This is a genomic window from Paenibacillus sp. FSL K6-2441 (genome assembly GCF_037964765.1).
Classification (GTDB): domain Bacteria; phylum Bacillota; class Bacilli; order Paenibacillales; family Paenibacillaceae; genus Fontibacillus; species Fontibacillus phoenicis.
In genome coordinates this window covers 3,733,938-3,760,065 of sequence record NZ_CP150174.1, presented here as the reverse complement: position 1 = coordinate 3,760,065, position 26,128 = coordinate 3,733,938, and the positions used below count along the sequence as shown (strand labels likewise).

The window sequence follows — 26,128 nt, the reverse complement described above, 5'->3', positions numbered from 1 at the left end:
TATTTTGCACGCGATTCGTGACCCTCTTAGATTGAGGCAAACGCTGTTTTTTTATTCCATATGCGAAGTAGGTTTTTCCAGCGGTTTCATGATATAATAAATGGCGCTACAGCTTATATCACAAGAAGGAAGGTCTTGCGCTTTGGCTAAACAAATCCAGGAACCGAAACCGGATTGGATTCGTATCAAATTGACGACAGGTGACAACTATCAAGACATCAAGCAGATGATGCGCTCCAAAACTTTGCATACCGTTTGCGAAGAAGCGCGTTGTCCGAATATATATGAGTGCTGGGCCAACCGGACGGCAACGTTTATGATTTTAGGCGATATCTGTACGCGGGCATGCCGCTTCTGTGCGGTAAATACCGGGATGCCAACTGAGCTCGATTTGCAGGAGCCGCAGCGCGTGGCTGAAGCAGCGGAGCAGATGAAATTGCGACACTGCGTTGTGACCAGCGTAGCCCGGGACGATTTGAAGGACGGCGGGGCAAGCATTTTTGCCGGGACGATTAAGGCGATCCGGGAACGCTTGCCGTTCTGCAGCGTAGAAGTGCTTATTCCAGATTTTCAGGGGGATGAGGAAGCGCTGCGGATCGTGATGGATGCGAAGCCGGATATTCTGAACCACAACATCGAAACGGTGGAACGGTTATCTGACCGCGTTCGCGCGAAGGCGAAATACCGCCGCTCCTTGGAGCTGCTCCGGCGGGCGAAGGAGATGCGGCCGGAGATTCCAACGAAGTCCAGCATTATGCTGGGTGTCGGGGAAGAGTGGGACGAGATTTTGCAGGCGATGGACGATCTGCGGGCCGTGGACTGCGATATTTTGACGATCGGGCAATATTTGCAGCCTACTCCGCAGCACCTGCGCGTAGAGAAGTATTATAAGCCTGAACAGTTTGCAGAGCTGAAGGAAGAAGGCATGAAGCGCGGCTTCAGCCACGTGGAATCCGGCCCGCTCGTGCGCAGCTCGTATCACGCGCATGAACAGGTCCAATCGGCCAAGAAACAAGCCAGCGTACCCGTTTTGCCGTAAACCGAAAGGAGGATGGAGCTTTGATTCAAATTGGCGGCAGAACCTACGAATTGATTCGGAATTATCGGGATGCGTGGGATCCTGAAGCGTTTAAGCAGCGTTACAGCGAAGTGCTTGACCGCTATGATTACATTATTGGGGATTGGGGTTACGAGAAGCTCCGCCTCAAGGGTTTTCTGCGGGACAACCATCCCAAGGCCAATCGGGATACCGCGTATTCCGGCATCACGGATTATATTAACGAATACTGCAATTTCGGCTGTGCTTATTTCGTTCTTCAGAAGGTGCGGGACAACCATAAGGACAAGGACGCAGCGAAGGACAAAGATGCCGGAAACGGTAAAGACGTTCAAGTACAGGAAACAGAAACGGCCCCCGAATAATCGGGAGGCCGTTTCTGTTGTTTTATGTTATTACTTCATAGATAAGTTCAGTATACCTTGTTTATAGCTCCATGTCAGCTTCGGATATTTCTTCTGGAACTCGTGCAGCTCGAGATAAGCTTCACCATCTACAACTTTGATCGTTTTGGCAGCCAAGGTAAATCCGGTTTGCTTCCCAAGCGAATCGGTGATGGTTAACTTCCCGTTCTTCGAATCCCACACCGGCGTTCCTTGAATCAGCGACGATAATAAGCGGGAAGGGGCGTAAATGAGTTTGCCGTCCTGAATCACATCGATATATCCCGGGAAAGCCGCTCCGTTAATGTTCAGCGAGGCAGGTCCGCCGGATACGCTGATATGCCGTACCCCGGCTGCATACATCCCGGTAATCAACTGCGCTGCTGCATTGTTCTTCACCTCAACGTCCGGCTTCAGCCCCACATGGTTGAAATCCAGCTTATTTGGCGTCAAGTAGGCTTGGACTGTCAGCTTCAATGAGCTGCCGTTGGACAGCGGGAATACGTTCTGAATGCGCGCCTTCCCGTAAGTTTGATCCCCCACAACCTTGGCGATTCCGTTGTCGCGCAGCGCCCCCGTTAAGATTTCCGATGCGCTGGCGGTCAGGCCGTTGGTCAGCACCACGACCGGCATCCCGATGTCTTGGCCACCCGTGATTTCAACGGGCTGCAGCTCTCCGCTTTGGCCGGAGGTGTACATCAGGATCCCCTCCTTCATGAACTGCTTGGCGATGTTGGCCGCCGATTCGACGTAACCGCCAAGATTGTCACGCAGGTCCAGTACGAGAGCGCCAATCCCTTCCTTGCGCAGGGCGGCTAATTTTTGCGCAAATTCCTCATCCGCTGTATCGGAGAAGGAGGTCACGGCGATGTAGCCGACCTTGCTGGAAGGAATGACCTTGCCGGTGACGGAAGGCAATGAGAAATGCGCTCTTGTGATCGGAAATACTAGAGCCTGTCCGTTCCGGTTGATCGTAATGGTGACTTGGGTATTTTCCTCCCCTTGAATCCGTGCGACATCCTCGCTGCTGGTTACCGGCTTCGCATCCACCTTGGTGATGATATCGCCTGCCAGAAGGCCGGCTTTGGAGGCTGGAGAATTGGGCAACACGTCGGTGATGTACAGCTTGTTGTTATAGAAGCGAAGCGTAACTCCGATGCCAACGAACTCCTGATTTACGCTATTCTCGAAGCTCTCCAGTTCATCCTTGGAATAGTAATCGCTATAGGGATCGTCCAGCGTATAAACCATGCCGCGTATCGCATTATCGAGAAACTCCTGACGCTCAACGCCTTCAATGTTGTAGGCTTCCAGGTAGTTCAGCACTTCCTGAAGTGTCTGAAGGTCTGTGGAGGTTTCTGACGTTCCCAGCTGAATGATCGTTCCAGCTGCGGTGGTACCGGCAGCGCCTGCCGTCCCGGCCGCTCCAACCGTCTGGGGCAAGCCCAGCAAGGCGAGGGACAACATCGGGATGAATGCATACTTGCGGAATGAGCTTAAGATCATATTCAGTTCTTCCTTTACAATATTTTCGATATCCAAAGAGCTTGTCAGACCTGCCGATTAGTCCAGGAACGCATTGCGGACCCGGTTCCAAAACGGAAACGGCCGATAACGGACAAAGCTGATCTTCTGATCCGACACCTGGCAGCGTACGGACACTAGATCGTCCATCGGCAGGTTGACGTGGTCAATGGTCAGCAATAAGCGCTGTTCCTTGCGCGAATAAATGTCGCAATGATGATGCTTGGGCAGCACCAACGGAGAGCCTAGCGTCCGGAACACCCGATTGTTGATCGAAGCGATCTCTGTGATCTGCAGCGCTTCAATCGTCGGATGGATCATCGCTCCCCCCAAGCTCTTGTTATAGGCAGTACTGCCGGAGGGGGTGGATACGCAAATGCCGTCGCCGCGAAACATTTCGAACATTTGGTCATTGATGTCCACTTGGGCAACCACAGTGCCATCGACGCCCTTCAGCGTAAATTCGTTTAAGCAAATGTGGGAAGAGCTGCCCGATCTCTTCTGAATCTCCAGATCGATTAAGGGGTAACGGACGATGCGCGGCCTGAGCAAGCCGGGATCTGCATGACCGCTCATCATTTCCACCAGCTCAGGAATTTCGTCGGCTTTCCAGTCGGCGTAAAAGCCCAGATGGCCCGTGTGAATTCCTACGAATGCGATGGAAGGAATCTGATCGATAAACGTATGGAAGGCATGAAGCATTGTTCCGTCTCCGCCGATGGAGACAACGATGTCCGGGGATTTCGCATCCAGCTCAAGCCCATGCTGCGCAGCAAGCTTATGAAAGGTTTGGCTTAATTCCACAGACAGCTGATCGCCGCGGTCAAGTACAAAGTATCTCAAGTTGACAAGCTCCTTTGAAAAAGGCTGTTCAAAAACGAACATTATTTTGAACATGCGCTTGAATATCCTTTTGTAAAGATCATAATCAATTCGTCCGCAGAACACAACGTTTCATTTTCGGTGCCGCTGGCGGCGAATGATTTCGGCCAGGAATGACAAAATAAGTAGGATGGCCAGGGTCACCAGGAAGAAACGGGACGCTCCCGGAACAGCCCCCCAACCGTAAAGCACTTCTTGGCCTCCAAACTCAGGAGGATGAATCGCCCACGCCGGCGCGGCCCCCATCAGGGGGTTCCAGAGAAGCAGCAACAGCCCGGCGGAAATCACGGCATGAAGGAGCCTAGCGATTAGAAAAGGAAAATAACGCAGGTCAGCTCCATTTAAGATGCTGGCCACTTGGGCATGAACCGATAAGCCCCCCCAAGAGAGAATGAAAGCTGCTGCTGCGGCTTTGAACTGCAAAGGGATTCCCTCCGGCGCCGCGGATGCTTTAGCGCCCAAGGTGACTTCAAACAAGCCGCCCATGAGGGGCTCGGCTAACTGGCTGGGCAGACCCAGCAGCGGCAGCAGCTGTTGGAACCCGGTATATAGGAAGCCCATGAAGCCCGAAGCGGTGAGCACCTCCAGGATCACGGAAAAAAATACGACCAGGCCGCCTACTACGGTCATCAGCTGCAGGGAGGAGGCAACTGCCTGCCGCAGCAGCTCTCCGAGGCTGCGTCCGTCCTGAACCCGGGCTTCATGCATGGCCTTAAGCGCCAGCTTCAGGCTGAAGCGCCCGGATTCATCGCCTTCACCGGGATCTGCCGGCAAGTTTCGGTCCGGACGGTAGAAGCGCATGACCAGGCCGATCAGCAGGGCCCCTCCATAATGGGTCAAAGCGAGCGCCCCGGCCAGCTTCGGATTGCCAAAGAAGCCGACAGAGACCGCCCCGATGAGAAAGATGGGGTCGGATGACGTCGTGAACGAGACAAGTCGTTCTCCCTCTACACGGGAAACGAGCCGTTGCTCGCGCAGCTTGGTCGCCAGCTTGGCGCTGACGGGGTAGCCGGAAGCAAACCCCATCGCCAGCACGAACCCGCCGCTGCCCGGGATCCGAAACAAGGGCTTCATCAGCGGGTCCAGCAGCTTGCCGAGAAAATGCACAATCCCAAAGCCTAGCAGCACTTCGGATATGACGAAGAACGGGAATAGGGACGGGAACAGCACGTCCCACCAGATGGCGAGGCCGCGAACCCCTGCCTGCCAGGAAGCTTCCGGGTAACAGGCCATCAGAACGGCCAGCATCAGCGCGGCAACGAGCAACAAAACAGCCGTTAAGCGTTGGAATTTCATGGGTACGCCTCCACATCAAATCATAGTGAAGTGTATGAAATGAATGGGACAAACAGCACAAAAAAATAAAGGAAGCGGTTTCAAAAAAGGGCTGATATTTTTGAGCTTCTATGCTAAAATGATGCTTAAGACCAATATAGAACTTTAGTACCAGCTATCATTTGATCAAACATGGTGCAGCAGCCAAATTTTGAGGATGGAGTGATGTTCATGAGCATTGTCGCAGGTATTCTTGTCTGTGCTTTTGTTTATGTCATTCGAGCCGCTCTCGTCCATCCCGGCGAAGAGGATTGGCGCAGCTACTGATAGATTGAAAGACCGCATTCGAGTAGAAGCTCCTTTGGTAGGAGCTTTTATTTTTTTTTGATATAATAAGGAAAAACGGAGGCGGTGAACAGATGAATCAAGGCTTGAGTTTATACGACAACCTCGGCGGAGAAGAGACGATTCGGCGGTTGGTGGAAGCCTTCTATCCGCGGGTTCAACGTGATCCGTTGTTAGGACCCTTATTCCCGGAAGACATTACTCCGGTCATGGAGAAGCAATTTATGTTCTTGTCGCAGTTTTTTGGAGGCCCGTCCCTCTACTCTGATGCCTTTGGTCATCCGATGATGCGTGCCCGGCATTTGCCGTTTCCGGTGACGACGGAACGCGCCGAGGCTTGGCTGGCCTGCATGAAAGCTGCGCTGGAGGAGATTGGAGTCGAGGAGCCGCTGCGAGGGATCGTGCTGGAGCGTCTGTCCGGCCCGGCTTTTCATTTCGTGAACACACCTTAGACCGATGAACTAATGTGCCGGGCAGGGCAGATTATTGAAAGGAAGTAGGACGTTTTGGAACTTGAACCGCTTTATCAGATCAAGGTCACTTGCATCCATTGCCAGAGTGAATTTTCGACCTCGCGTGTGCGTCCGAGCTTTAAACGGGCTGTACGTACGGATACGGATTTTTGCGGCTATTATCAGAAGGAGAATCCGGATTATTACGTCGTTCGGGTATGCCCGTCCTGCGGTTTTGCTTCGACGGAAAATTCGGTATCCCGCTTGACCGACCGGCAAAGAGCCCTCTTCCAAGAGGCGATCGGCAGCCGGTTTAACCAGAAGGACTATGGCGGGCGCCGGGATTGGGAGACTGCGATGGAGACGTACAAGCTGGCGCTGATTTGCGCACAAACCATCGGCGAAACCGACCGGATTATTGCCAGCTTGCTGCATCATATTGCTTGGTTGTATCGATACAAGAACAACGTCGAACAGGAGAAGCGTTTTCTGGAGTATTCGCTGGAAGCCTACATCCGCGTTTACGAAAAAGAAGGCGTCGGCGGCAGCGATGCCCGCCTGATGTATTTGATCGGCGAGCTGAACCGGCGGATTGGCAAGTACAACGACGCAGTCAAATGGTTTGGGCGCGTCATTAATGACAAGCGGATCATGGATGCGGCGATGATTCGGGCATCCCGCGAGCAATGGGCGCTGCTGCGCGAAGAAATGATGAATGGCGGACATGAGCTGCCTGAGGAAATGCGCGGTTGACGGAACGGACAAGCAGACATCCAAGCGTAGACATGACGAAGGGCCGTATCCAGAGGAAACGGCCCTTTAGATCGCTAAAGGCGACCTGGTCACATTACGTTATTTCTACCGGACAACCTTATCGGTTAACAGGTAATCGTTGTCACAGTCAAGGACATGTAGCTTGTTCCCGCAGCAGGGGAAGACGAGCAGCTTCTTCTTCCCCTCGTGGATCGATTTCAACTCGCGGGGCTTCAGAGGCAGCAGCACGTTACGGCTGGAGCAAAATGGGCACTCATGGACATACACGTCCCCCATGACAACATCATAAGGCCACGTTTGGTTAAAGGGGATCATGAATGCTCCGGTTCGTGACCGGCTTGGCTGGCATCTCCGGCTTCCGCTTCTGCGGAAGGCTGGCCTGCTTCTTCTTTCGCCAGTTCTGCGATTTTTTGCATTAAAATGTGCTGCGGCATATGCATAAGGTGCTCGACCGGCACCTTGAGTTTTGCGGCTAATTTCACGGCGGTATCCGCCGATATTTGCAACGGTCTCATGGAAATCCCCCCTGTATTCAGACAAGCGTTATAATAGAGCATCCTCTACTAGCATACACTGTTATCCCATAAGGCATCAATTATAAACGATACGGAAAGGAAGCGAACTTATGTCAAGATTCGTAGGAACCCTTCAACCCACTTGGGACCTGGAAACGATTTTCCCGGGAGGCTCTGCCTCCAAAGCGCTGCGAGATCATCTGGATGCTCTGGAACGGGACATTGCCGCATACCAGGCGAAACTGCAAGAGCTGCAGGCCCCGTCTACTGTAGAAGAGACCAAGGCGTTGGACAGCCTGATTGTGGATCTGCAAGCAGCAGACAGCCGTCTGTCCGAAGCCGGCAGCTTTATCGGCTGTTTGACGGCGCAAGACCAGCACGACAAGAAAGCTCTCCAGCTTGACGCCAAAGTCACTTCGTTAAACGCTGCATTCAATAACGTGATGACTTTATTCTGGAACCTGCTCCGATTGACGAACGATGAGGTGTGGGAAGCTTGGATGCAGCGGGAGGAAATCGCGCCGATCTCCTTCTTGCTTCGCGAGAAACGGGAGCAAGCGCGGGAGAAGCTTGCGCCGGAGCTGGAAAATCTGGTTTCCGATCTGGCAGTAGACGGTTACCACGGCTGGGGTCAGCATTATGATACGATCGTTGCCAAAGTGGGAGTCCCCTTTGAAGAGGACAATGGTGAGGTCAAAATGCTATCCGTCGGCCAAGCGGCCAACAAGCTGGATGATCCGGACCGGAACGTGCGCGAGCGCGTGTTTCCAAAATGGGAGGAAGCCTGGACCAAAGCGGAGGACTATTGTGCTGATGCGCTGAACCGCTTGGCAGGGTTCCGGATCAAATTGTACGAGAAACGCGGATGGGACGATATCCTGAAGGAACCGCTGGCCCTTAACCGGATGTCCAAAGCCACGCTGGATGCGATGTGGCAAGTGATCGTCGAGAACAAGCCGAAATTCGTCGCTTATCTGGAGCGCAAAGCCAAGCTGCTTGGGGTGGAGAAATTAAGCTGGACCGACGTGGATTCCCCGCTGGGCCAAGCCGCCGGCAAAATTACGTACGAACAGGCGGCCGAAGACATCGTCCAGCAGTTTGGCAAATTTAGCCCGAAGCTGGCGGAGTTCGCCACCATGGCGTTTAACAAGCGCTGGATCGAGGCCGAGGACCGTCCTGGTAAACGGCCGGGGGGATTCTGTACCTCTCTGCCGCTGAGCAAGCAGACGCGGATCTTCATGACGTTTGGCGGGAACGTATCCAACGTATATACGTTGGCGCATGAGCTGGGGCACGCCTATCACCAGTACGTGATGGAGGAGCTGCCGAGATTTAGTCAGGATTACGCGATGAACGTCGCGGAGACCGCTTCGACCTTCGCGGAAATGATCCTGGCTGACGCCTTCGTCAAAAATGCGGCAGATGATCAGCAGAAAATTGTTCTGCTCGCCGATAAGGTGCAAAATTCGATCAGCTTCTTCATGAATATTCATGCCCGCTTCTTGTTTGAAACCCGGTTCTATGAGAAACGCCGGCAGGGATTTTTGGATGCCGCCGAGTTGTGTGAATTGATGGAAGAAGCACAGCGCGAAGCCTTCCAGGGGGCGCTGGGCAGCTATCACCCGCATTTCTGGGCATCCAAGCTGCATTTCTATATCACAGATGTGCCTTTCTATAATTTCCCTTACACCTTTGGGTACATGTTCAGCACCGGAATTTATGCGCAAGCGCTGCGTGAAGGCCCAAGCTTTGCGGCGAAATATGATGCGCTGCTGCAAGACACCGGCCGGATGACAGTGGAAGAGCTGGCTGCCAAGCATCTGGGCGTGGATTTAACGAAGCCGGATTTTTGGCGCGATGCGATGGCGGTATGTGTGGCCGACGTTGACGCTTTCTTGGAATTAACCCAATAACCAACTGTATCTGCTTCACAGGTTTAGGTCCTCGAAAGAGGGCCTTTTTTGTTGCAGAATTTTGTCGGAAGATAGAAGAAAATATTGGACGAACAAGACATAATTAGTCAATATATAGCATAATGTTGATGTAAAGGGAAATTTAACCTATAATGTGACATAAGACCTATACCATAGGTTGCATTCTTTGGGGGAAAGGTGGGAGAATATGCTGAAAGCCGAGCAACTATCGCTGGTTAGGCAGATCGACATGGTTTTTAAGGAACTGGAGGAGGAGCTGTCGGGATTAACTTCGGGTACCGTATTTCTGCAGATCCGGAATAATACCATCGGGAAGTTTGGCATCCGCCACAATCCGATTGCGGGTCGAAACGGGCAGCTTAGTGAAGAACCCTACGGACTAAATGCAGAACAGATCCACTCTTTTCGAAAAATGGCGATTGAAGCGCTGAAGTACAAGCGGTACTGGACGCATGGCGAGATCAGCTACGAATTTGCCCTGCGCCAAGGGGCCGTAGTCGTGGATGCAATCATGGAATCGAATTATAACATGGCCAATTTGCTGATCCAACGGTATCCGCAGAAGGAGAAAGGCGCTAGTACATACCGAAAGCTGTCTTCCTAAAGGGTTCAACATTCAAGGGAAACAGGCGATCTGCTAAGCAGACCGCCTGTTTCTATAGAGGGTAATGGGAGGATGCAAGTTACAGGTTCGAACGACCCGACAATTGCTGCTCCGCCATTTGAACCAAACGTTTCGTGATATAGCCCCCAAGAGAACCGGTTTCACGGGAAGTATAGTTCCCATAGTAACCGTCTTGCGGAATTTGTACGCCCAATTCCTGAGCTGCTTCAAATTTCAGTTGTTGCAGCGCAGCAGTTGCTTGAGGAACAATAAGGTTATTACGGCTTCCGCGGCTTTGACCTGCCATGTTTGTCACCTCCTTTGGCGTTTGTGATGTTAGTATGGTTCGTAGGGTGCAAAATATGCGGGGAGCTTCAAAGCTATGGCAGTGGTAATTATTTCTTCTCGCCGAGAAGATTTGTTATCACGAAAAAAACGCCTTCCAACGGAAGGCGGAAATTTTGAAAAAGGTTAAGCTTCGTTATCATTACCGGTATTCGGATAGATCATTTCTAGGGAAAGATTTAATTCCAACGTTTGTTGCGGCGTCAATTCGATCAGCCCGGTCTCACTGGCGGGAAGGTTCAAATTTGGAGCGTCCGGCAACCAAGTGTATGGTTCAATGCAGAAGAATTGATCCGCTTCCCCCTTGGAGTAGATCACCCAAAATTTAAAATACTCAGGATCCGCTGCGTAGCGCAGGCCATAGCCGTCGTCGCGCAGCATCAACGCTTCGACTGGCTTATCTCCGATTCGCAGCATCGTATCGCAATTCACGCCTTGCAGATTCATGCCCGAGTTTAACGCATCCCATATCCCTAGCGGAGCGGTCTTTCCGTTAGGAATGTTCTCCTCGTCCAATTCGTAAAGCTCCGTCACCGGCAACTTCACTTTCCAGCGCCCAGGCTCGCCGTCAATTCGAAACCAGGTATGCAACCCCAAACCGAAGGGGGCCGGGTTTTGACCCAGGTGCGTAATTTTGAAGGTTTGCGTTAATCTTGCCCCTTGCAGTCTGAGCGTCATTTCCAGCTTCAAGGGCTCAGGATATTGACGGATCCAATTTGGATCGTCAGAGGTTTTGAATTCCGTTGTGATGGTGCAGCCTTCGTCGTCTTCTTCGATATCGCTCACGCACCAGCTTTGCGTACGGTGCAGACCGTGGATGTGGTTGTCATTTGCCGTATTGCGATCAAATTGATATTCTTGCCCGGCATACGTGAATTTCCCTCTGCGAATGCGTCCGGGGGGAGTTAAGAGCGGGATGCCGAAATGATATGGCTTCTGCAGGTAGAAATCAAGTTCGTTCTCTTCTGGATGACGCAGCACATCGCGCTGCTGGACATTGTCCCATATACGAATGACGTTATTTCCTAGGCGAGGTAGCAGCGTGACTTCAAGCTCGCGGCTATGTAAGATGTACGTATCGTAACCGTTCCATTGCCCTTTGGTCACCTTTTTCATATCGTTGCTCCTTTTCCCACATAATCAGTTCCTTAAGCTAGACTAATCATAACACTTTTTGCGTAAGACGAAAAATAGATTTGACACCACCGCTGGTGTTATTTATGATGATAGGCATAACGAGAAAGCGTTGATGAGGGGAAGTAAGCGAAGTTTCCGTTCTGCAGAAAGCCGGTGGTTGATGCGAACCGGTGAAGGAGCTTGTGCCGAATGGGCCTCGGAGCGCCAGGTTGAACGCAAGAGGCGGCGAGCCTGTTGTCAGTAGGCCGGCCGGGTCATCCACGTTACGGATTGGAAAGGCTGATCTTGTTGAGGCATCGCGTCTAAGCTGACCGCGAACCCCAATGCTCCAACCATCAGCAAATAAGGGTGGCACCACGGTCTCACGTCCCTTGCGGGCGCGGGGCCTTTTTGCATTTTACCAAAACCGGGGTCTTACTCATGCAGCATTTGAATCAAAGGGAGGAATTTTCGTCATGAAGAGAGTATTATCTGGCATCCAGCCCAGCGGCAAACTGACACTAGGCAATTACATCGGGGCTATTAAGAACTTCGTGGAGCTGCAGCATGATCATGCCTGCAACTTTATGATCGTGGATTTGCACGCGATCACCGTTCCGCAGGAACCGGCAGCATTGACGGAGCAATCCGAAGCGGTTGCGGCGCTTTATCTCGCGGCCGGTATCGATCCGAATAAAGCAAATGTTTATCTGCAATCCCATGTGATGCAGCATGCCCAGCTCGGATGGCTGCTGACGACGCTCACCTCGATGGGCGAACTTGAACGAATGACCCAATTTAAAGACAAATCGGCCGGGAAGGAATCCGTTGGGGTTGGGCTGTTCGTCTATCCTGCTTTGATGGCGGCGGACATCTTGATTTATAACGCTGACCTGGTACCGGTTGGGGATGACCAGAAGCAGCATTTGGAATTAACCCGTGATTTAGCAGGACGGTTTAACCATCGGTTTGGCGAATACTTTACGCTGCCGGAGCCGTACATTCCTGAGGTTGGGGCACGCATCATGTCGCTGGATGATGCCTCCAAGAAAATGAGCAAAAGCAATCCGAACCCAGGCAGCTATATCGCTTTGCTGGACACGCCGGACGAAATCCGTAAGAAGATCAGCCGGGCAACGACCGATTCCGGACGCGAAGTGAGATTCGATCCGGCGACGAAACCGGAGATCAGCAACCTGATTACAATCTATAGCCAATGCTCGGGACTGACTATCGCAGAAGTGGAGCAGCGGTATGAAGGGCAAATGTATGGTCCGTTCAAAAAAGACTTGGCCGAAGTGGTCGTCAATGTGCTGGAGCCGCTCCAACAGCGGTACCGTGAAATCCGCGAGTCGGGCGAGCTGCGCAGCATCTTGCGCCAAGGGGCGGAGCGCGCTTCCGAAATGGCTGAGAAAACGCTGCAGGATGTTCAGCGCCTGATGGGGTTTGTCGGAAAATAAACGATATTTTGAAAGAAAGCCGCCGGCTGCGCCCGGCGGCTAATTGTGTCACTAAATTGTCATAGTTAATGCGCGATATTCCATCGATTGTCAAACATTTCAGGGTTTTGATATGATAAAGTTTATAGCGTAAGGGTAAAAACGTTGAACGTTTTATGAATGATCAATAGAGGTAAACCTAAACCTAAACTGAACTTTACTTCAAATATAGGAGGAATGAATCGCGCGTGGACAAACCATTAAGTGTTCAGGCTTCTTCGGAATCCGCTGCGTTGTCCGTGAGACCTACTCCTCCGGGAGAGACGGCGACTTGGAGAGATTTTATCGCCTTAACGAAACCGGGCATTTTGCGTTCGAATCTGATTGCGGCGTTTGCCGGGTTTTGGGTGGCTTCCCGCTGGGAGCTTGATTATATTCAATTAATTGTCATGTTGCTGGGGACGACGCTGGTGATGGCATCGTCCTGTGTCTTTAACAATTACTTCGACCGGGAGATGGATACGAAGATGGCCCGGACGAAGAATCGCGTCCTCCCCACGGGGAAGCTGGCTCCGAAGACGGTGTTATGGTATGCCGTCATCTTGGGAGTGCTGGGCCTTTCAGTGTTGTTTATTTTCTCCGGTCTGCTGGCCGGGTTGTTTGGTGCGGTAGGGATGTTTGTCTACGTGGTGGTGTATACGCTGTGGCTTAAGCGGAGCTCGACCTGGAGTACGTCGGTTGGTGCCATCTCCGGCGCCATGCCGCCTGTCATTGGCTATGTTGCGGCATCGGGACGGATCGATTTGGGAACTTGGATGCTGTTCGCCCTGTTGTTCCTCTGGCAACCGCCCCATTTCTGGGCGCTGGGGATTCGCCGTACCGAGGAATACCGGGCCGCTGGCTTCCCGCTGTTGCCGGTCGTGAAGGGCATTCCGCGCACGAAGTTGCAGATGATCCCTTATCTTGCATTGCTGATTCCGATTCCGATTTTGATGTATGCCTACGGCTATACGGGCGTTTGGTTCCTCATCATCGGCTGCCTGCTGTCGGTAGCTTGGCTGCTCATGGCACTTCAGGGATTCCGGGCTAAGGATAACGACGCTTGGGCGAAACGGGTATTTATTTTCTCAGTGAACTATTTAACGATTGCTTTAATCGTGATGATCTTGGATACGGTAAGGTTGTAATTAGGGGGATGGGGAATGGCGGTTTTGAAGAAATATAAATGGACATGGATTCTGCTGGCCATCTGCGTGATTCTAGCCGGTTATCTGCTCTGGGATACGTATGCGAAGCCTAAGCTTCCGGTGATCCGTCCTGTTGCGGATTTTAGCATGGAGAACGTAGACGGCAAGACGGTGACGCTGCAGGATACGAATGGCAAAGTCCGGCTGTTTTATTTCTTCTTCGCCAACTGCCCTGACGTTTGCCCGATCACAACCTTTCGGCTGAGCCAAGTACAGGATATTTTGAAAGAGAAAGGCTTGTTCGGCAAAGATGCTTCGATCGTCTCGATCACGTTTGATCCGGAACGTGATACGCTGGAGAACATCAAGGCGTTTGGGGATAAATTCAAAGCGGATTATTCCGGCTGGTATTTCCTGCGCGGGGATCAGCAGAAGACGATCGACCTGGCGATGGACTCCTTTAAAATTCTGATCGACAAGGATGCGGATGGGAATTTCGTGCATATGGATCTCATCGGTCTCGTAGACCGTAAGGGCCAACTGCGGGAAATTTACCGGCCGGAGGCGACGCCGGATGAAATCGCTGCGGGTGTGATCAGCCTCGCCAAGGAGTAACTCACTTCGCGATCAAAACTTGTCATAGGAAGCCGGTGTTGGGGGATAGACAATGTATTCCTCCAGCCCGGCTTTTTCTAATTGGGTGATCAGGTATTCATCGGGCGTTCCTTCGACTCCGGCATATCCCCGTCTTGTATAAATTTGCTCCGCATCGGGAAAAGCATCCCGAAGTACGCCGCGAATCCGTTTGCCGGAAGGATCGTTATCGAGGAACAGAAACAACTCGTCATCCTTGACCTTCTTGCGCAAGCTCTCCAGCTTCTCAGTGTTTAACGTACCAAACGTACAATAAATGCGGACTTCTTCGTCTAATAAGCGCCGCAGCTTGCTGCGGTCGTTCTTCCCTTCCACGATAATGCTAATTGGCAAAATAAATCCCCTCCGGGCTAAAGCGTAAACCTCCAAGCTGGGGTCGTTACGCTTCTAGTTTATACCCGGGAGGGGACTTCATGCAAAACTGCTAGAAATTAGATAAGAAAATAAGGACAAGTATTATCGATTAGTTCAATTCAATGCCAAAACGCATGCCTGGATCGCCAATAAACACGATGGTTCCGTTCTCGGGCAGTTTCACTTGGTTACTGCCGCTGGCCACCGAGAAGTTCACGCAAGCCCCGGCGGCGTCATAAACCGCAAAGGATGCCTTGGCTGGCAGATCTACGGTGATCGTCTTTCCAGCGGCTTTCGCCGGAATGGTGAACCAACGGGCTTGCTCAGACGGCTGCAAGGTCACCGTGGACTTCTTGCCGGGGTACAACTCTTGGATTTGATCGCCGCTGAGGTACAAGGAGCCGGCGGCCTCCAAATATTCGCTTCCGCCTTGGGTAAAGAAGCGGTATTCTGCGGAATCCCGGCTGCCTGTCGTTGGAACCTGATGTTTGCCCATCAGCGTATCAGGGCCCGTAATTTGTTTGTCCATCACGTAACCGGGCAAGCTGTCCGTACGGTTCACTTGAACGACCGGCAACATCATGAAGTAAGCCATCGAGCTGTATTTTTCCGATACGAGGTAATAACTTTTCCCATCGCGTTGCTTCCAGGCTACCTCAACTTCCGGTGAAATGGCGTTTTCCTCCAATTTCTCCGCGGAATACAGATTAAGCGCGAGCTGACCTAATTCAGGAACGGTGGCGTATTGTCTTTGCCATAGATAGGTGCGCCCGTTCTTCTCCTTCACGAAGCTGACCTTCAGTGAGCCGTCTTCGCTGACAAAGGTGCCGTCTTTCGTATAAACAAGCTTGGGAAGTCCTAACGATTCGCCAGGTGCAAACGGGGATGTGATTTGGATTTCACCATCTGCAACATCGATGCGGAACAGCTGGTTGGTTGCCCCGTAGAACCCGCTAAACTGCCTGAGCTCTTCAGGCATGTCAGCTTGTTCCGGCGAACCAAAGGACTTGGCCGGCTTAAACTCCGTGATTGTGCCCTTCTCCTTCAACGCTTGGAGCAGCAGTTCGTTCGCTAGCAATTGGTTCAGCGAGCTGGAGCCCCCAGAGGAGAGAACCGCCGCCGCCATTTGGTGGTCCGGCAACACGACCAGTTCAGCATGATACATCAGTGTATCGCCGCCTTTGGCCAATGCTTGGATGCCGTATTCATTAAAAGGAAACAGTTTTACGCTGTCCCAGCCTAAACCAAAATCAAAGCTGTTGTCGGTATCCTGAGGCCAGATTCCTCTTTTATATTCCGGCTGTGCCGTCACTTTAGCGGCTTGTTTGGACAAAATGCTGTCCGCTTCGCCCGTAAACAAATCGGCAAATTTCACCAGGTCTTCGGCGGTGGAGTAAACGCCGCCCGTCCCAATCACATTCACCGTTTCCTTCGGCAATGGCTCTGGACTTCCAGGTGCATAGATTGCGGCAAGCTTGCCAAAGTCCAGACCATCCTGCGGCGTCAGCGTATGCTTCATGCCCAGCGGTCCGGTGAATTCCTGGTGGATAAAGTCAGTAAAATCCATCCCGCTGACGCGTTCAACTAAAATTTCCGCCAGTGTAAACCCGTCGTTGCTGTACACGGAATACGCTCCTGGGTCGGCCTTCAGAGATCGATTGGCCAGTTGGTCAAGCAGCGTATCATGCGCATAAGGGTCGTTGTCTTCGAACAAAAACGCGTTGGCAAGACTGGATCCCTGTAGTCCTGCGGAGTGGTTCAGCAGCATGCGCGGCGTGATCTGCTTGTACCGCTCGTCCTTCATCTTGAACTCCGCGATATAATTCACCAACGGCGAATCGAGGTTGATTTTGCCTTGATCGACCAGTTTCATGACCGCAGCGGTCGTAAACATTTTGCTGGTGGAGCCGATGCCGTACATCGTTTTAGAGGTCAGCGGGATCTTTCCTTCAGGATCGTTCTTGCCGGCTTGCCCCGAAACGATGAGCTTGCCATGGTCGACCAGAGCGTACTGAACGCTGGTTGTTCCGTAAGTATCGGTGAGCAATGCGGCCTTTGCGGCGGCGATTTCCTCCAATCCCTGCGGTGCGGTGTTGGTCGGCGGCGCCTCGGCTGCCATAGCACCTCCAGGCAACCATAGCGTAAGCGTAAGAATGATGGCAAAAATCGCGTTTCGTTTCTTCTTCAACTAGAGCCCTCCCTAAAATTTGATCTATTTTTAGTTACGTTAACAAAGGAGGGAAGGGTTCATCTTTTTCGGAACATTATGGAAATTTAGTACTTTAGAAACCCCATAAACAAAAGCGGCCTGCCCGAGGGCAGACCGGTGTGCAGGGGTCAGTAGCGATTGCAAGAATTAATAAAAAGGAGCACGGAGGATGATTACCAGTAAGATGTACAACACGAGGATCGTCCCCGTCGTTGTCCAGAATCCATAGCCAGGAACCACCGGGCCCGGTCCGCAATTGTCAATGCCGCCCATTCATGTTCACCCCGCTTTCAAACATGATCGGTTACTACACGATTATCTTATGTAGGACCCTATCATGTGCCCTGTGCGGCAGCCTAACCTTGGATGAAAAATCCTGTTGCACTTGTCCCGTAGGCTTAAAAGGACATGGATCAGTGGTGTCCGGTGCCCGCGCCAACTGGGGGCGGCAGGGTTGCGGTGAACTTTCTGGGCGGGACGATGATGATGGCAAGCATCAGCACGAAAAAGGCTAAGAAGTAAGGGGAATAGCTGCCGTGCATCGCTCCCGCGACAATCGGGCCGATAAAGGAACCCAGCGACATGGCGATCGATTGCAGTGAAAACACGGTACCCAGCCGTTTTCCGCCGCTTAAATCGATAAACAACGAAGCTATGGCCGGGTACACGACCCCTTTAGCCATCCCTAAGACCACAAGCACGACGGGAAGCGGAATGAACTCAAATGCGGCCAGGGCAAAGAAAGATAAGGCGATCCCCAGAACGCCGATGCTGGCTCTTAAATAAGGGGAATAACGGCTCAAAAATAACATCGACAGCGTGACCAGCGCCCCTAAGCTGATAATGGAAAAATAGAAGCCTGTATTCATGATCCCCTCGGCTCCGCCGGCTTGCAGCGGCAGTTCAAAAAACAAAATGCCCTGGGAGCAGGCGACGGCGAGCGGCAGCACATAATAGCGCAAAGGGATCACATTGATCTTCACCGGTACCCGTGACTTCACAGAGCCCGATTTGGCCAGACCTTCCGCAACCAAACGGGGAGGCTCCTTGATCGTAAAAATGGCAATGATGCCCGTCGAGATCAACAGCCAGCCCAGCATTTGAAAGGCGATGGAAAAGCCGGATTGGGCGACAAGGAAAGCGCCGGCGGCCGGTGACACGACGGAAGCAACGGTATGCATCACCCCGTGACCGGCCATCAGCTTACCTTGCTGTACCGGATTTTTGGACAGCGAGGCGAGCATCGCCAGACAGGCCGGGGACAGGAAGGCGAGCACAAAACCGCTGATGGAGCGCAGCACGAGCAGCTGCCAAGGCTCCGTTACATGGGCTTGAAGCAGCAGAACCCCGCCGGCAGTCACCAGGCTGAAGATCATGTACGGCTTGCTGCCGTGACGGTCGACGCCCTGGCCGGCGAGCAGGTTGCCCGGCAGATGCGTCAGCGCATAAATCCCCATCATCCAGCCGATAAACGTCGGCGCGGCTCCCAGCGACAAGGCAAACGGAGTTAGGATCGGGTACTGGGCGTGCAGATCGAAGAAAGCCAGAAACATAAAGAAGTACAGCCAGAAGGCGATTTTCACGCGTCGCCCCTCCTTTGCGTAGAATGAACGTTAGTATTACTTGTACGCTCCCCAGGACGAACTTATTACCCCCAGGCAGCTGCGCTCAGCTACTCGATCCAAGCTTCATCCAACCTTCTCGGTGATGAAAAGCCTTTGCGGCTTTCCATCACGAAGTAGAACGAAGATGTGGTTCGGCGTAAATGCTTGAAATCCGCGGGATTGGGGGTTAAGCTGACATGGTCTTGGGCCATCATGTATAATGGGTTAGAATCAAAATGCAGAAATCAAAAATCATGGAAAATCTAATTATGGAGGATTCATCATGTTTGATGTACAAGTATGGACTGAATTTCTGAAAGAAAATTGGCTGGTGATCGTCGTAGCGCTGGTCATTCTCTTCCTTGTGCTGAATTTTGTAAGAACGGTCGTCAAATGGGCGCTGGTGCTGATCATCGCCGCATTTATCGTGATTTACAGCGGCATCACGCTTAAGGATATCGGGGATGCGGTAGCAACGGTGAAGGAACAAGCCCTCGACATCAGTAAAACTGAAGCGTTGAACATGATGAAAAATGAAGCGAAGGAAGCCCAAATGACGCAAAATCCGGACGGTTCGTTTACCATTACGACCCCGAATCTGGAGGTTACCGGACAAGCGGGCAGCGATAAAGTGAAAGTATCGTTCCGCGGGGTTTCGTTGGGCGAATGGTCGATGAACGACACGCTTGAGGCATTTATCCAGGAAGCGAAACGGAATTCTCAATAACCCTAAGAAAAATACAACTTACACCTAGATTGACGGAGGAGCTTATGAAGCTGGACATGACGACATTGCTGCAAACGCTAAGCGAATATAACTGGATCACGGTGCTGCTGCTTGCCGTGCTTCTCGGCTCGGTGCTGCAGGGATTGGTGCGCGGAGCCTCCCGCTCGGCAGGCCGTCTGTTCACGCTATTAAGCGGCGGCGTCTTATCGCTGGTTGGCATTGCGATTGCCATCCCATTAACGATGTGGTTATCTCCGAAGGTTCAGACTTGGTTGACGGAGCTGCCGCTGCCGGATCGGGAGCTGGCTCAGTGGGAGCAGGTTCTGTACATGCTGGTCATGGCGGTACGGGATTTTCCGCTGATGCGATTTGCCGTCGTTTTCCTTCTGCTCTATTGGATCATACGTACCTTGGCGGGTTTTGCGATGCTGTTCGTTCGCGGGGGGAGCGGTCTGTTCGGCTGGCTGTTTTCCGGCGGGGACCGTCCGGCTTCGCTGCTGAGCCGTTTGGCCGGCGCCGGGATCGGCGCGGTGATTGGTGCGGCGCGATGTATGATGCTGATCGCCATGTTGTTTATTGTTGTGACGTTGTATCCGAACAGCGGGTTCAGCCGTTACGTGGAAGCCTCGCCGGTCTACCAGCAAGGGGCGAGAACGGTCATTGAGCCGCTTACCGGCAATTTGATCAAGGAGAAGCTACCGGTATTCACGCGCAGCGTAGAAGCAGAGCTTGGCAGCATCCTTCAACAGAAATACGAAGTCATTGATGCTAACATTCCCGAATCCATTGAGCTGGCTGCAGCAGAGATCACCAAAGGGGCCGATACGGATGAAGAGAAGGCCCGGCGGTTGTACGACTGGGTTGGAACCCGGGTGTCATACGATTACGATAAAGTGAAAGACTATGAGGAAAAAGGCATCTGGCATGAGCAAACACCGCAAATGACGTTTGATACGAAACGCGGGGTGTGCATCGATTATGCCCGGCTCTATGCCGTCATGGCTAGAACCGTTGGGCTTCAGGTGAAGGTCGTGACCGGACTTGGATACGACGGGCAAGGCGGGTACGGTCCTCATGCCTGGAACGAGGTTTATTTGTCAGAGAAAAACGCCTGGATTCCGCTGGATTCGACTTGGGCCAAAAGCGGCGACTGGTTTAATCCGCCGGCGTTCAGCGAAACCCACGTCCCCAATAAGCTGATTTGAGCCTTGGCTGCGGAAAAAACCGGGCAACATGGGATCTGGGTCGTGCGATTCGGCACGCAAATCATGCGGAAAAAATGCTGGAAAGGGGGCGTAACTTCACCGCCCCTTATTTCGTTATGGTACTATAGAGTAGTTGACTTCAAGAAATGAGGATTTAAGGGAAAGAAAGTAGGGAAACGCCTTGAAAAGCACTTATGCGAAGGATCCGCAAGAACAAGAAATCGCAATGCAACGCCATTTTAACATTCGGCTAAACATGTTTTTCTTTAGTGCTTTTGCCATATTTACCGTCATCATCGTACGTTTGGCCATATTACAGTTTGTAGAAGGCCCGACGTTATCCAAACAGGAGAGCAACCTGCGCGTCAAGGACGTGCCGCTGGCTCCAACCCGTGGAACGATCTATGCAGCGGGGGGCGAGAAGTTGGCCTATTCCACGCCGGTTCAATCGCTGTATATCACGCTGCAGAAAGACTACAGCAATTCCACGGATAAAGGAAAAGCCAATCGTCCGGAAGCTTTGGCTTTGGCCAAGAAGCTGAAGGAGGTTTTCGATAGATTAGGTTCGCCGGAGACCCAAATGACGGAAGAGGAAATCATCAAGGCAATGGACCTTGATTACCGGCAATATAACGGGTTTACGCCGCGCCGAATCAAAATCGATTTGACACCTGAAGAAGTCGCTTATTTCTTGGAACGGAAAAGTGAATTTCCGGGGATCGACATCGTCGAGGAGAGCATCCGCCATTACGATCCCGATACGGTAGCCGTGCAAACGATCGGTTATATCAGGAAGTTTAAAGGGGCATCCACATCGCTGGAGAAGTACAAGCAGATCCGGGAAGCGAAGAACGATGATCCGGCGATGCAATACACGGAAAACGAGGACGTCGGATACGACGGCCTGGAGCTGTACTATCAGGACGAGCTGCGCGGGAAGAACGGCTACAAGAGCGTGCCGATCGATCCGCGGAACATGGCCACCGGGATCCCGGAAATCACACCGCCGGAAAAAGGCCATGATCTCCATACGACGATCAACAAAAACATTCAGATGGTCGCTGAGCAGGCGATCCTTGACCAGATCGAGTGGGTTCATACCCACCCGGTATCCGGCAAGGTTCATCCCAACGCCAAAACTGGCTACGCGGTTGCGATGGAAGTGGAGACCGGCAACGTAGTGGCCATGGCCAGCATGCCGGACTACGACACCAACGTGTGGCAATCCGGCGGGGTGTCTCCTGAGAATTGGAGCAAAATCTCTTCCAACTATCAGAACGGAACGATCACGCCGATTAGTTCGGGTCGGTCAGGGCATAACATGGAATCCGTTATTTTGTTGGGTTCAACCATTAAGCCGTTATCAGTGTTAATCGGACTTAACGAAGGTTTGTTTACGACAAGTACCTATTATAACGATACAGGAATTGCATATTTTGGGAAAAACAATTCCGCAAGCGTCCGCAACTCCCAACGCCATGCCTACGGCTCCATCGATCCGGCTGGCGCGATCCGTCACTCATCGAACACCTTTATGGTCGATATGGTCGGTGAGAAGCTCTACAACAAATACGGATCTAAAGGGATTGAAATCTGGGACAACTATATGAAGCAGTTTGGTCTAGGTGTTTCGACCGGTGTGGATCTGCCAAATGAATATTTGGGCAAGCTGGAGTATACAAATGAATCGGAGACAGCATTATCAAGGCTTGTCTATGCTTCCTTTGGACAACAAGGGAAATACACCGCGATGCAGCTCGCCCAATATACAACGACTTTGGCTACACGAGGGAAACGCATGGAACCGCATCTCGTCAGCAAAATTACCGATACGGACGGCAATATCGTCAAGGAGTTCAAGCCGGTAGTTCTAAATGAGGTTAAGTTTAACAATGCTTATTGGAACGAGGTTATCGGAGGAATGGAGACCGATGTCTCCTTTGCTTTCTCGGGTTTCCCTTACGATTTTGCCAGAAAAACCGGAACCTCGGAGCAATGGGCTAACGGTGCCAATCGCGACAACGGCGTGTTTATCGCTTTCGCCCCTCGGGAGAATCCGAAGCTGGCGGTAGCGGTCGTCATTCCGGAAGGCGGCTTTGGTGCCTACAGCGCCGCGCCGGTTGCCCGCAAAATTTTTGATGCGTATGATCAGGAATATGGCTTGGACGGGGTTCCGAAGAAGACCAAAAACCAAAATCAGCAACAGACAGACAATAACGCTTCACAGCAAAACGGGAATCAAACCGAGCAAACGAATCCTTAATTGAATCCAATGACAGCAACGACCTTTTCGCAGAGATGTTGAAAAGGTCGTTTTTTGATGGGAAGGAAGATTCATCACTTCGAGGGAGGCGGAAATGAAGATGAACAAATACGTCATCGAGGATCCTCAGGAACAGCAAGCCTCCATAAGGCGGCATTTCCATATTCGGCTTAATCTGTTTTTCTTCAGTGCCTTCGCGATGTTCACCCTTATCATTATCCGACTTGCCATCTTGCAGTTTGTCGAAGGACCATCGATCTCCATGGAAGAGGTGAAAATGAGGTTCCGGGATGTCCCAATGCCGCCGGTCCGGGGTTCGATTCTGGCCGCAGGGGGAGAGAAGTTGGCCTATTCCACGCCGATCCAAACCTTATATTTGACTTTGCAGAAAAGTAACTACGATCCGACGACCGAAGCGGGTAGAGCGAATTTGGCGGAAGCTGCGGCGCTGGCTAAAGAGCTGAAGAAGGTGTTTGACACGTATGGCGATCCGAACGCACAGATGTCGGAAGAAGAGATTCTGGATGCGATGGATTTGAAATTCCGCCGCAGCGGCGGGTTTGCTCCACGCCGAATCAAGAGCAATCTGACTGAACAAGAAACCGCGTATTTCCTTGCTCAAAAAAGCAGGTTTCTCGGTATAGACATCATTGAGGAGTTGGTGCGGCATTATGATCCTGATTTGGTAGCGGTGCAGACGGTAGGTTACCTGAAGAAGTTCCAATCCACCTACGATTTGGATTGGTATAAGCCGATTCGGGAACGAAGGGATGCAGACCCGGCGCTGCAATACACGGAAGAGGAGTTTGCCGGCTTCGACGGGTTGGAGTTGTATTATCAGCAAGAGCTGCGTGGTAAGAACGGTTATAAACGCGTTCCAATTGATCCGCGAAACATGGCGAATGGCGTAGCCGAAATCGTCCCACCGGTAAAAGGCTATGACCTGCATACAACAATAAATAAAAACGTACAGCAAGCAGCGGAACAGGCAATCCTCGATCAAATCGAGTGGGTCCATCACAATCCCGTATCCGGAAGTGTGCATCCTCATGCCAAAACGGGTTATGCCGTGGCGATGGAAGTAGATACCGGAAACGTCATCGTTATGGCCAGCATGCCGGACTATGATACGAATGTATGGCAATCCGGCGGGGTATCTGAAGAGGTGTGGAGCCAAATTTCGTCAAACTATCGAAACGGTACGATCACACCGTTTTCCTCCGGGCGCTCTGGCCATAATTTCGACTCGACGGTGTACCTGGGATCAACGATCAAACCGCTGTCAGTGTTAATCGGCCTAAACGAAGGTTTGTTTACGACAAAAACGAAATATAGCGACCGCGGGATCGCCTATTTCGGCCGCAACGACTCAGCGAGTGTGCGAAATTCCTCCGGGCATGTCTACGGCTCCATCTATCCGAAAGATGCCATCCGCTTCTCGTCCAATGCGTTTATGGTCGATATGGTGGGGGAGAAGCTGTACAACAAATATCGAACCCAAGGGATTGAGGTTTGGGACGAATATATGAAACAATTTGGCTTGGGCGTTTCCACGGGCATTGATTTGCCAGGTGAATATTTGGGGATCTTGGATTATAAGGATGAAAGGGAAACGGCGTTGGCCCGTTTGGCTTATGCTTCCTTCGGGCAGCAGGGCAAATATACGACGATGCAGTTGGCGCAATATACTGCGACGCTAGCCAATCGGGGGAAGCGCATGCAACCTAGACTTGTGCAAAAAATAACCGATGCCGAAGGCCGTTTGGTGATGCAATTTGAGCCGAAGGTGTTAAATGAAGTCAAGATGAAGGACGCCTATTGGGACGAAGTCATCGACGGGATGCGAACCGACGTGAGCGCCTTTGGTGGGTTTCCGTACGATTTTGCGCGCAAGACGGGGACTTCCCAGCAAGCCTATAAGAACAAGTTGTTGGATAACGGCGTGTTTATTGCGTTTGCACCAAGGGAGAAGCCGAAGCTGGCGGTGGCGGTTGTTATTCCCGAAGGGGGCTTTGGGGCTCACAGCGCGGCACCGGTTGCCCGGAAAATTTTTGATGCGTACGATCGGGAATACGGTTTGGACGGCAACCCCAAGAAATAATCATAAGATTGAACGAAGCCTTGCTCGCGATGAGCAGGCTTTTTTTGTTTCGGAGGAAATTCCTCTTGCTTTTTGGGAATCTTTTGATTAAAATTTGCCCTAAGGAAACTTTTTTATATAAATAAAACAAAAAGAGATCAAGTAAACAAGTATTCACTTGTACAACATTAGGTAAAGTTCGAGGAGAGGAGAAGCGTAATGGACGAAATGAGGATTAAGAAAAGCCCGTTTGAAAGGGCTAAAATGACGCTGGGCGTGTTGGCGTTAATCGTATTGGCGGCTTGTTCCAAAGTAGAGGGTCAGGCGGATCATGTTCGCGCATCGGCTAATGATTCGCCAGTCAAGGTGGTGGCTACGATCGGAATGATCACAGATGTCGTTCAGGAGGTTGGCGGCGAGCAGGTCGAGGTCACCGGTCTGATGGGCCCAGGAGTGGACCCGCATTTATACAAGGCATCGCAGGGGGATATCGAGAAGCTGGATAAGGCGGAGGTTGTTTTTTACGGCGGTTTGCATCTGGAAGGGAAAATGACGGAGATTTTTGAGAAATTGGAGCAGAAGAAGCGGACCGTGGCGGTGTCGAAGGACATTGATCCGAGCGAACTGCGCTCCGGTGCGGATGCCGGGGGCACGCAGTACGATCCGCATATCTGGTTTAACATCCGGCATTGGATAACAGCGACCCAAACGATTCGCGACACGCTGTCGGCCTATGATCCAGACCATGCGGACGTCTACCGGAAGAACGCCGAGGCGTATATCGCCGAATTGGAGAAGCTGGATGCGGAAGTGAAGGAGCGGATCGCTGAAATTCCCGAGCAGGACCGGGTGCTGGTTACGGCCCATGATGCGTTTGGTTACTTCGGAGATGCCTACGGCATCCAAGTGATGGGCCTGCAGGGGATCAGTACGGCGGCGGAATACGGATCAAAGGATGTCGCCAAGCTCCGGGATTTCCTGGTTGAGAACAAGATCAAAGCTGTATTCGTTGAATCGAGCATTCCGACCAAATCGATGGAAGCGGTGATTGCCGGAGCTGCAGAGCTGGGGCATACGGTGAAAATTGGCGGTGAGCTGTATTCCGACTCGCTGGGTGAACCAGGCTCAGAAGCGGACACCTACATCGAGATGGTCCGTCATAATGTCAACACGATCGTTGAGGCATTGAAATAACTCAAG

24 protein-coding genes and 1 other annotated feature are annotated in these 26,128 nt (G+C 51.9%); of the genes, 14 read left to right on the top strand and 10 right to left on the bottom strand.

The features are described 5' to 3' along the window. The first annotated feature begins 142 nt into the window (after nt 1-142). Nucleotides 143-1,039: a lipoyl synthase gene (gene lipA, locus NSQ80_RS17340; protein WP_339300113.1), complete on the top strand. Its 897-nt coding sequence runs from the start codon at nt 143-145 to the stop codon at nt 1,037-1,039. A 20-nt stretch (nt 1,040-1,059) separates the two neighbouring features. Continuing rightward, complete coding sequence (locus tag NSQ80_RS17335; RefSeq protein WP_009224733.1) at nt 1,060-1,422, top strand: YutD family protein; 363 nt, start codon at nt 1,060-1,062, stop codon at nt 1,420-1,422. Nucleotides 1,423-1,452: 30 nt separating this feature from the next. Here NSQ80_RS17335 and NSQ80_RS17330 read toward each other — a convergent pair whose 3' ends face one another. The 3 genes from NSQ80_RS17330 to ylbJ all read right to left on the bottom strand — a co-directional run bounded on the left by NSQ80_RS17330 (nt 1,453) and on the right by ylbJ (nt 5,142). Beyond that, nucleotides 1,453-2,946 carry a S41 family peptidase gene (locus tag NSQ80_RS17330; RefSeq protein WP_339300111.1) on the bottom strand — a complete coding sequence of 498 codons (1,494 nt, stop codon included), beginning with the start codon at nt 2,944-2,946 and terminating at the stop codon, nt 1,453-1,455. 57 nt (nt 2,947-3,003) lie between these two features. Beyond that, nucleotides 3,004-3,807 (bottom strand): NAD kinase, encoded by an 804-nt coding sequence (locus NSQ80_RS17325; RefSeq protein ID WP_036645006.1) that lies wholly within the window; start codon nt 3,805-3,807, stop codon nt 3,004-3,006. 111 nt (nt 3,808-3,918) lie between these two features. Continuing rightward, complete coding sequence (gene ylbJ, locus NSQ80_RS17320) at nt 3,919-5,142, bottom strand: sporulation integral membrane protein YlbJ (RefSeq protein ID WP_260070559.1); 1,224 nt, start codon at nt 5,140-5,142, stop codon at nt 3,919-3,921. Between the two features lie 398 nt (nt 5,143-5,540). Between ylbJ and NSQ80_RS17315 the strand changes: the two genes are divergently transcribed. Continuing rightward, nucleotides 5,541-5,918, top strand: coding sequence for a globin (locus NSQ80_RS17315; RefSeq protein ID WP_009224737.1), 378 nt, complete (start codon nt 5,541-5,543; stop codon nt 5,916-5,918). Between the two features lie 54 nt (nt 5,919-5,972). Continuing rightward, nucleotides 5,973-6,671 (top strand): DUF2225 domain-containing protein, encoded by a 699-nt coding sequence (locus NSQ80_RS17310; RefSeq protein WP_260070558.1) that lies wholly within the window; start codon nt 5,973-5,975, stop codon nt 6,669-6,671. Between the two features lie 105 nt (nt 6,672-6,776). On the opposite strand, the gene NSQ80_RS17305 is transcribed toward NSQ80_RS17310, so the two are convergent. Continuing rightward, on the bottom strand, nt 6,777-7,007 hold the full coding sequence (locus tag NSQ80_RS17305) for a hypothetical protein (protein ID WP_009224739.1): 231 nt from the start codon (nt 7,005-7,007) through the stop codon (nt 6,777-6,779). Next, nucleotides 7,004-7,207 carry a YycC family protein gene (locus NSQ80_RS17300; protein ID WP_036644968.1) on the bottom strand — a complete coding sequence of 68 codons (204 nt, stop codon included), beginning with the start codon at nt 7,205-7,207 and terminating at the stop codon, nt 7,004-7,006. The genes NSQ80_RS17305 and NSQ80_RS17300 overlap by 4 nt, the downstream gene beginning before the upstream one ends. Nucleotides 7,208-7,317: 110 nt before the next feature. Between NSQ80_RS17300 and NSQ80_RS17295 the strand changes: the two genes are divergently transcribed. Further along, nucleotides 7,318-9,120, top strand: a complete 1,803-nt coding sequence (locus tag NSQ80_RS17295; RefSeq protein WP_323077685.1) for a M3 family oligoendopeptidase — start codon at nt 7,318-7,320, stop codon at nt 9,118-9,120. 208 nt (nt 9,121-9,328) lie between these two features. Beyond that, nucleotides 9,329-9,745 (top strand): hypothetical protein, encoded by a 417-nt coding sequence (locus tag NSQ80_RS17290; RefSeq protein WP_009224742.1) that lies wholly within the window; start codon nt 9,329-9,331, stop codon nt 9,743-9,745. Nucleotides 9,746-9,824: 79 nt separating this feature from the next. Here NSQ80_RS17290 and NSQ80_RS17285 read toward each other — a convergent pair whose 3' ends face one another. Further along, the gene (locus NSQ80_RS17285) at nt 9,825-10,052 is read right to left on the bottom strand and encodes an alpha/beta-type small acid-soluble spore protein (RefSeq protein ID WP_009224743.1); all 228 of its coding nucleotides are present in this window, start codon (nt 10,050-10,052) and stop codon (nt 9,825-9,827) included. 164 nt (nt 10,053-10,216) lie between these two features. Beyond that, nucleotides 10,217-11,206, bottom strand: coding sequence for an aldose 1-epimerase (locus NSQ80_RS17280; protein WP_323077683.1), 990 nt, complete (start codon nt 11,204-11,206; stop codon nt 10,217-10,219). 121 nt (nt 11,207-11,327) lie between these two features. Then, nucleotides 11,328-11,602: a binding site (T-box leader), on the top strand. Between the two features lie 80 nt (nt 11,603-11,682). On the opposite strand from NSQ80_RS17280, the gene trpS reads away from it, so the two are divergent. From trpS to NSQ80_RS17265, 3 genes are all read left to right on the top strand, one after another. Beyond that, nucleotides 11,683-12,666, top strand: coding sequence for a tryptophan--tRNA ligase (trpS, locus tag NSQ80_RS17275; RefSeq protein ID WP_339300106.1), 984 nt, complete (start codon nt 11,683-11,685; stop codon nt 12,664-12,666). Nucleotides 12,667-12,893: 227 nt separating this feature from the next. After that, nucleotides 12,894-13,832: a heme o synthase gene (gene cyoE / locus NSQ80_RS17270; protein WP_009224746.1), complete on the top strand. Its 939-nt coding sequence runs from the start codon at nt 12,894-12,896 to the stop codon at nt 13,830-13,832. 15 nt (nt 13,833-13,847) lie between these two features. Continuing rightward, nucleotides 13,848-14,447 carry an SCO family protein gene (locus tag NSQ80_RS17265; RefSeq protein WP_009224747.1) on the top strand — a complete coding sequence of 200 codons (600 nt, stop codon included), beginning with the start codon at nt 13,848-13,850 and terminating at the stop codon, nt 14,445-14,447. 12 nt (nt 14,448-14,459) lie between these two features. On the opposite strand, the gene NSQ80_RS17260 is transcribed toward NSQ80_RS17265, so the two are convergent. From NSQ80_RS17260 to NSQ80_RS17250, 3 genes are all read right to left on the bottom strand, one after another. After that, nucleotides 14,460-14,819 (bottom strand): toprim domain-containing protein, encoded by a 360-nt coding sequence (locus NSQ80_RS17260; protein ID WP_323077681.1) that lies wholly within the window; start codon nt 14,817-14,819, stop codon nt 14,460-14,462. Nucleotides 14,820-14,949: 130 nt separating this feature from the next. Next, the gene (locus tag NSQ80_RS17255) at nt 14,950-17,028 is read right to left on the bottom strand and encodes a serine hydrolase domain-containing protein (protein ID WP_339300103.1); all 2,079 of its coding nucleotides are present in this window, start codon (nt 17,026-17,028) and stop codon (nt 14,950-14,952) included. Between the two features lie 434 nt (nt 17,029-17,462). Beyond that, nucleotides 17,463-18,632: an MFS transporter gene (locus NSQ80_RS17250; protein WP_009224750.1), complete on the bottom strand. Its 1,170-nt coding sequence runs from the start codon at nt 18,630-18,632 to the stop codon at nt 17,463-17,465. A 304-nt stretch (nt 18,633-18,936) separates the two neighbouring features. On the opposite strand from NSQ80_RS17250, the gene NSQ80_RS17245 reads away from it, so the two are divergent. The 5 genes from NSQ80_RS17245 (at nt 18,937) to NSQ80_RS17225 (ending at nt 26,122) form a co-directional block, all read left to right on the top strand. Next, complete coding sequence (locus tag NSQ80_RS17245) at nt 18,937-19,380, top strand: hypothetical protein (protein WP_009224751.1); 444 nt, start codon at nt 18,937-18,939, stop codon at nt 19,378-19,380. Nucleotides 19,381-19,424: 44 nt separating this feature from the next. Continuing rightward, nucleotides 19,425-20,585, top strand: a complete 1,161-nt coding sequence (locus tag NSQ80_RS17240) for a transglutaminase domain-containing protein (protein ID WP_260070552.1) — start codon at nt 19,425-19,427, stop codon at nt 20,583-20,585. Nucleotides 20,586-20,811: 226 nt separating this feature from the next. Further along, on the top strand, nt 20,812-22,848 hold the full coding sequence (locus NSQ80_RS17235) for a penicillin-binding transpeptidase domain-containing protein (RefSeq protein WP_050769742.1): 2,037 nt from the start codon (nt 20,812-20,814) through the stop codon (nt 22,846-22,848). A gap of 94 nt (nt 22,849-22,942) precedes the next feature. Continuing rightward, nucleotides 22,943-24,949 carry a penicillin-binding transpeptidase domain-containing protein gene (locus tag NSQ80_RS17230; RefSeq protein ID WP_339300099.1) on the top strand — a complete coding sequence of 669 codons (2,007 nt, stop codon included), beginning with the start codon at nt 22,943-22,945 and terminating at the stop codon, nt 24,947-24,949. Nucleotides 24,950-25,147: 198 nt separating this feature from the next. After that, nucleotides 25,148-26,122: a zinc ABC transporter substrate-binding protein gene (locus NSQ80_RS17225; RefSeq protein WP_339300097.1), complete on the top strand. Its 975-nt coding sequence runs from the start codon at nt 25,148-25,150 to the stop codon at nt 26,120-26,122. The last annotated feature ends 6 nt before the right edge of the window (nt 26,123-26,128 follow it).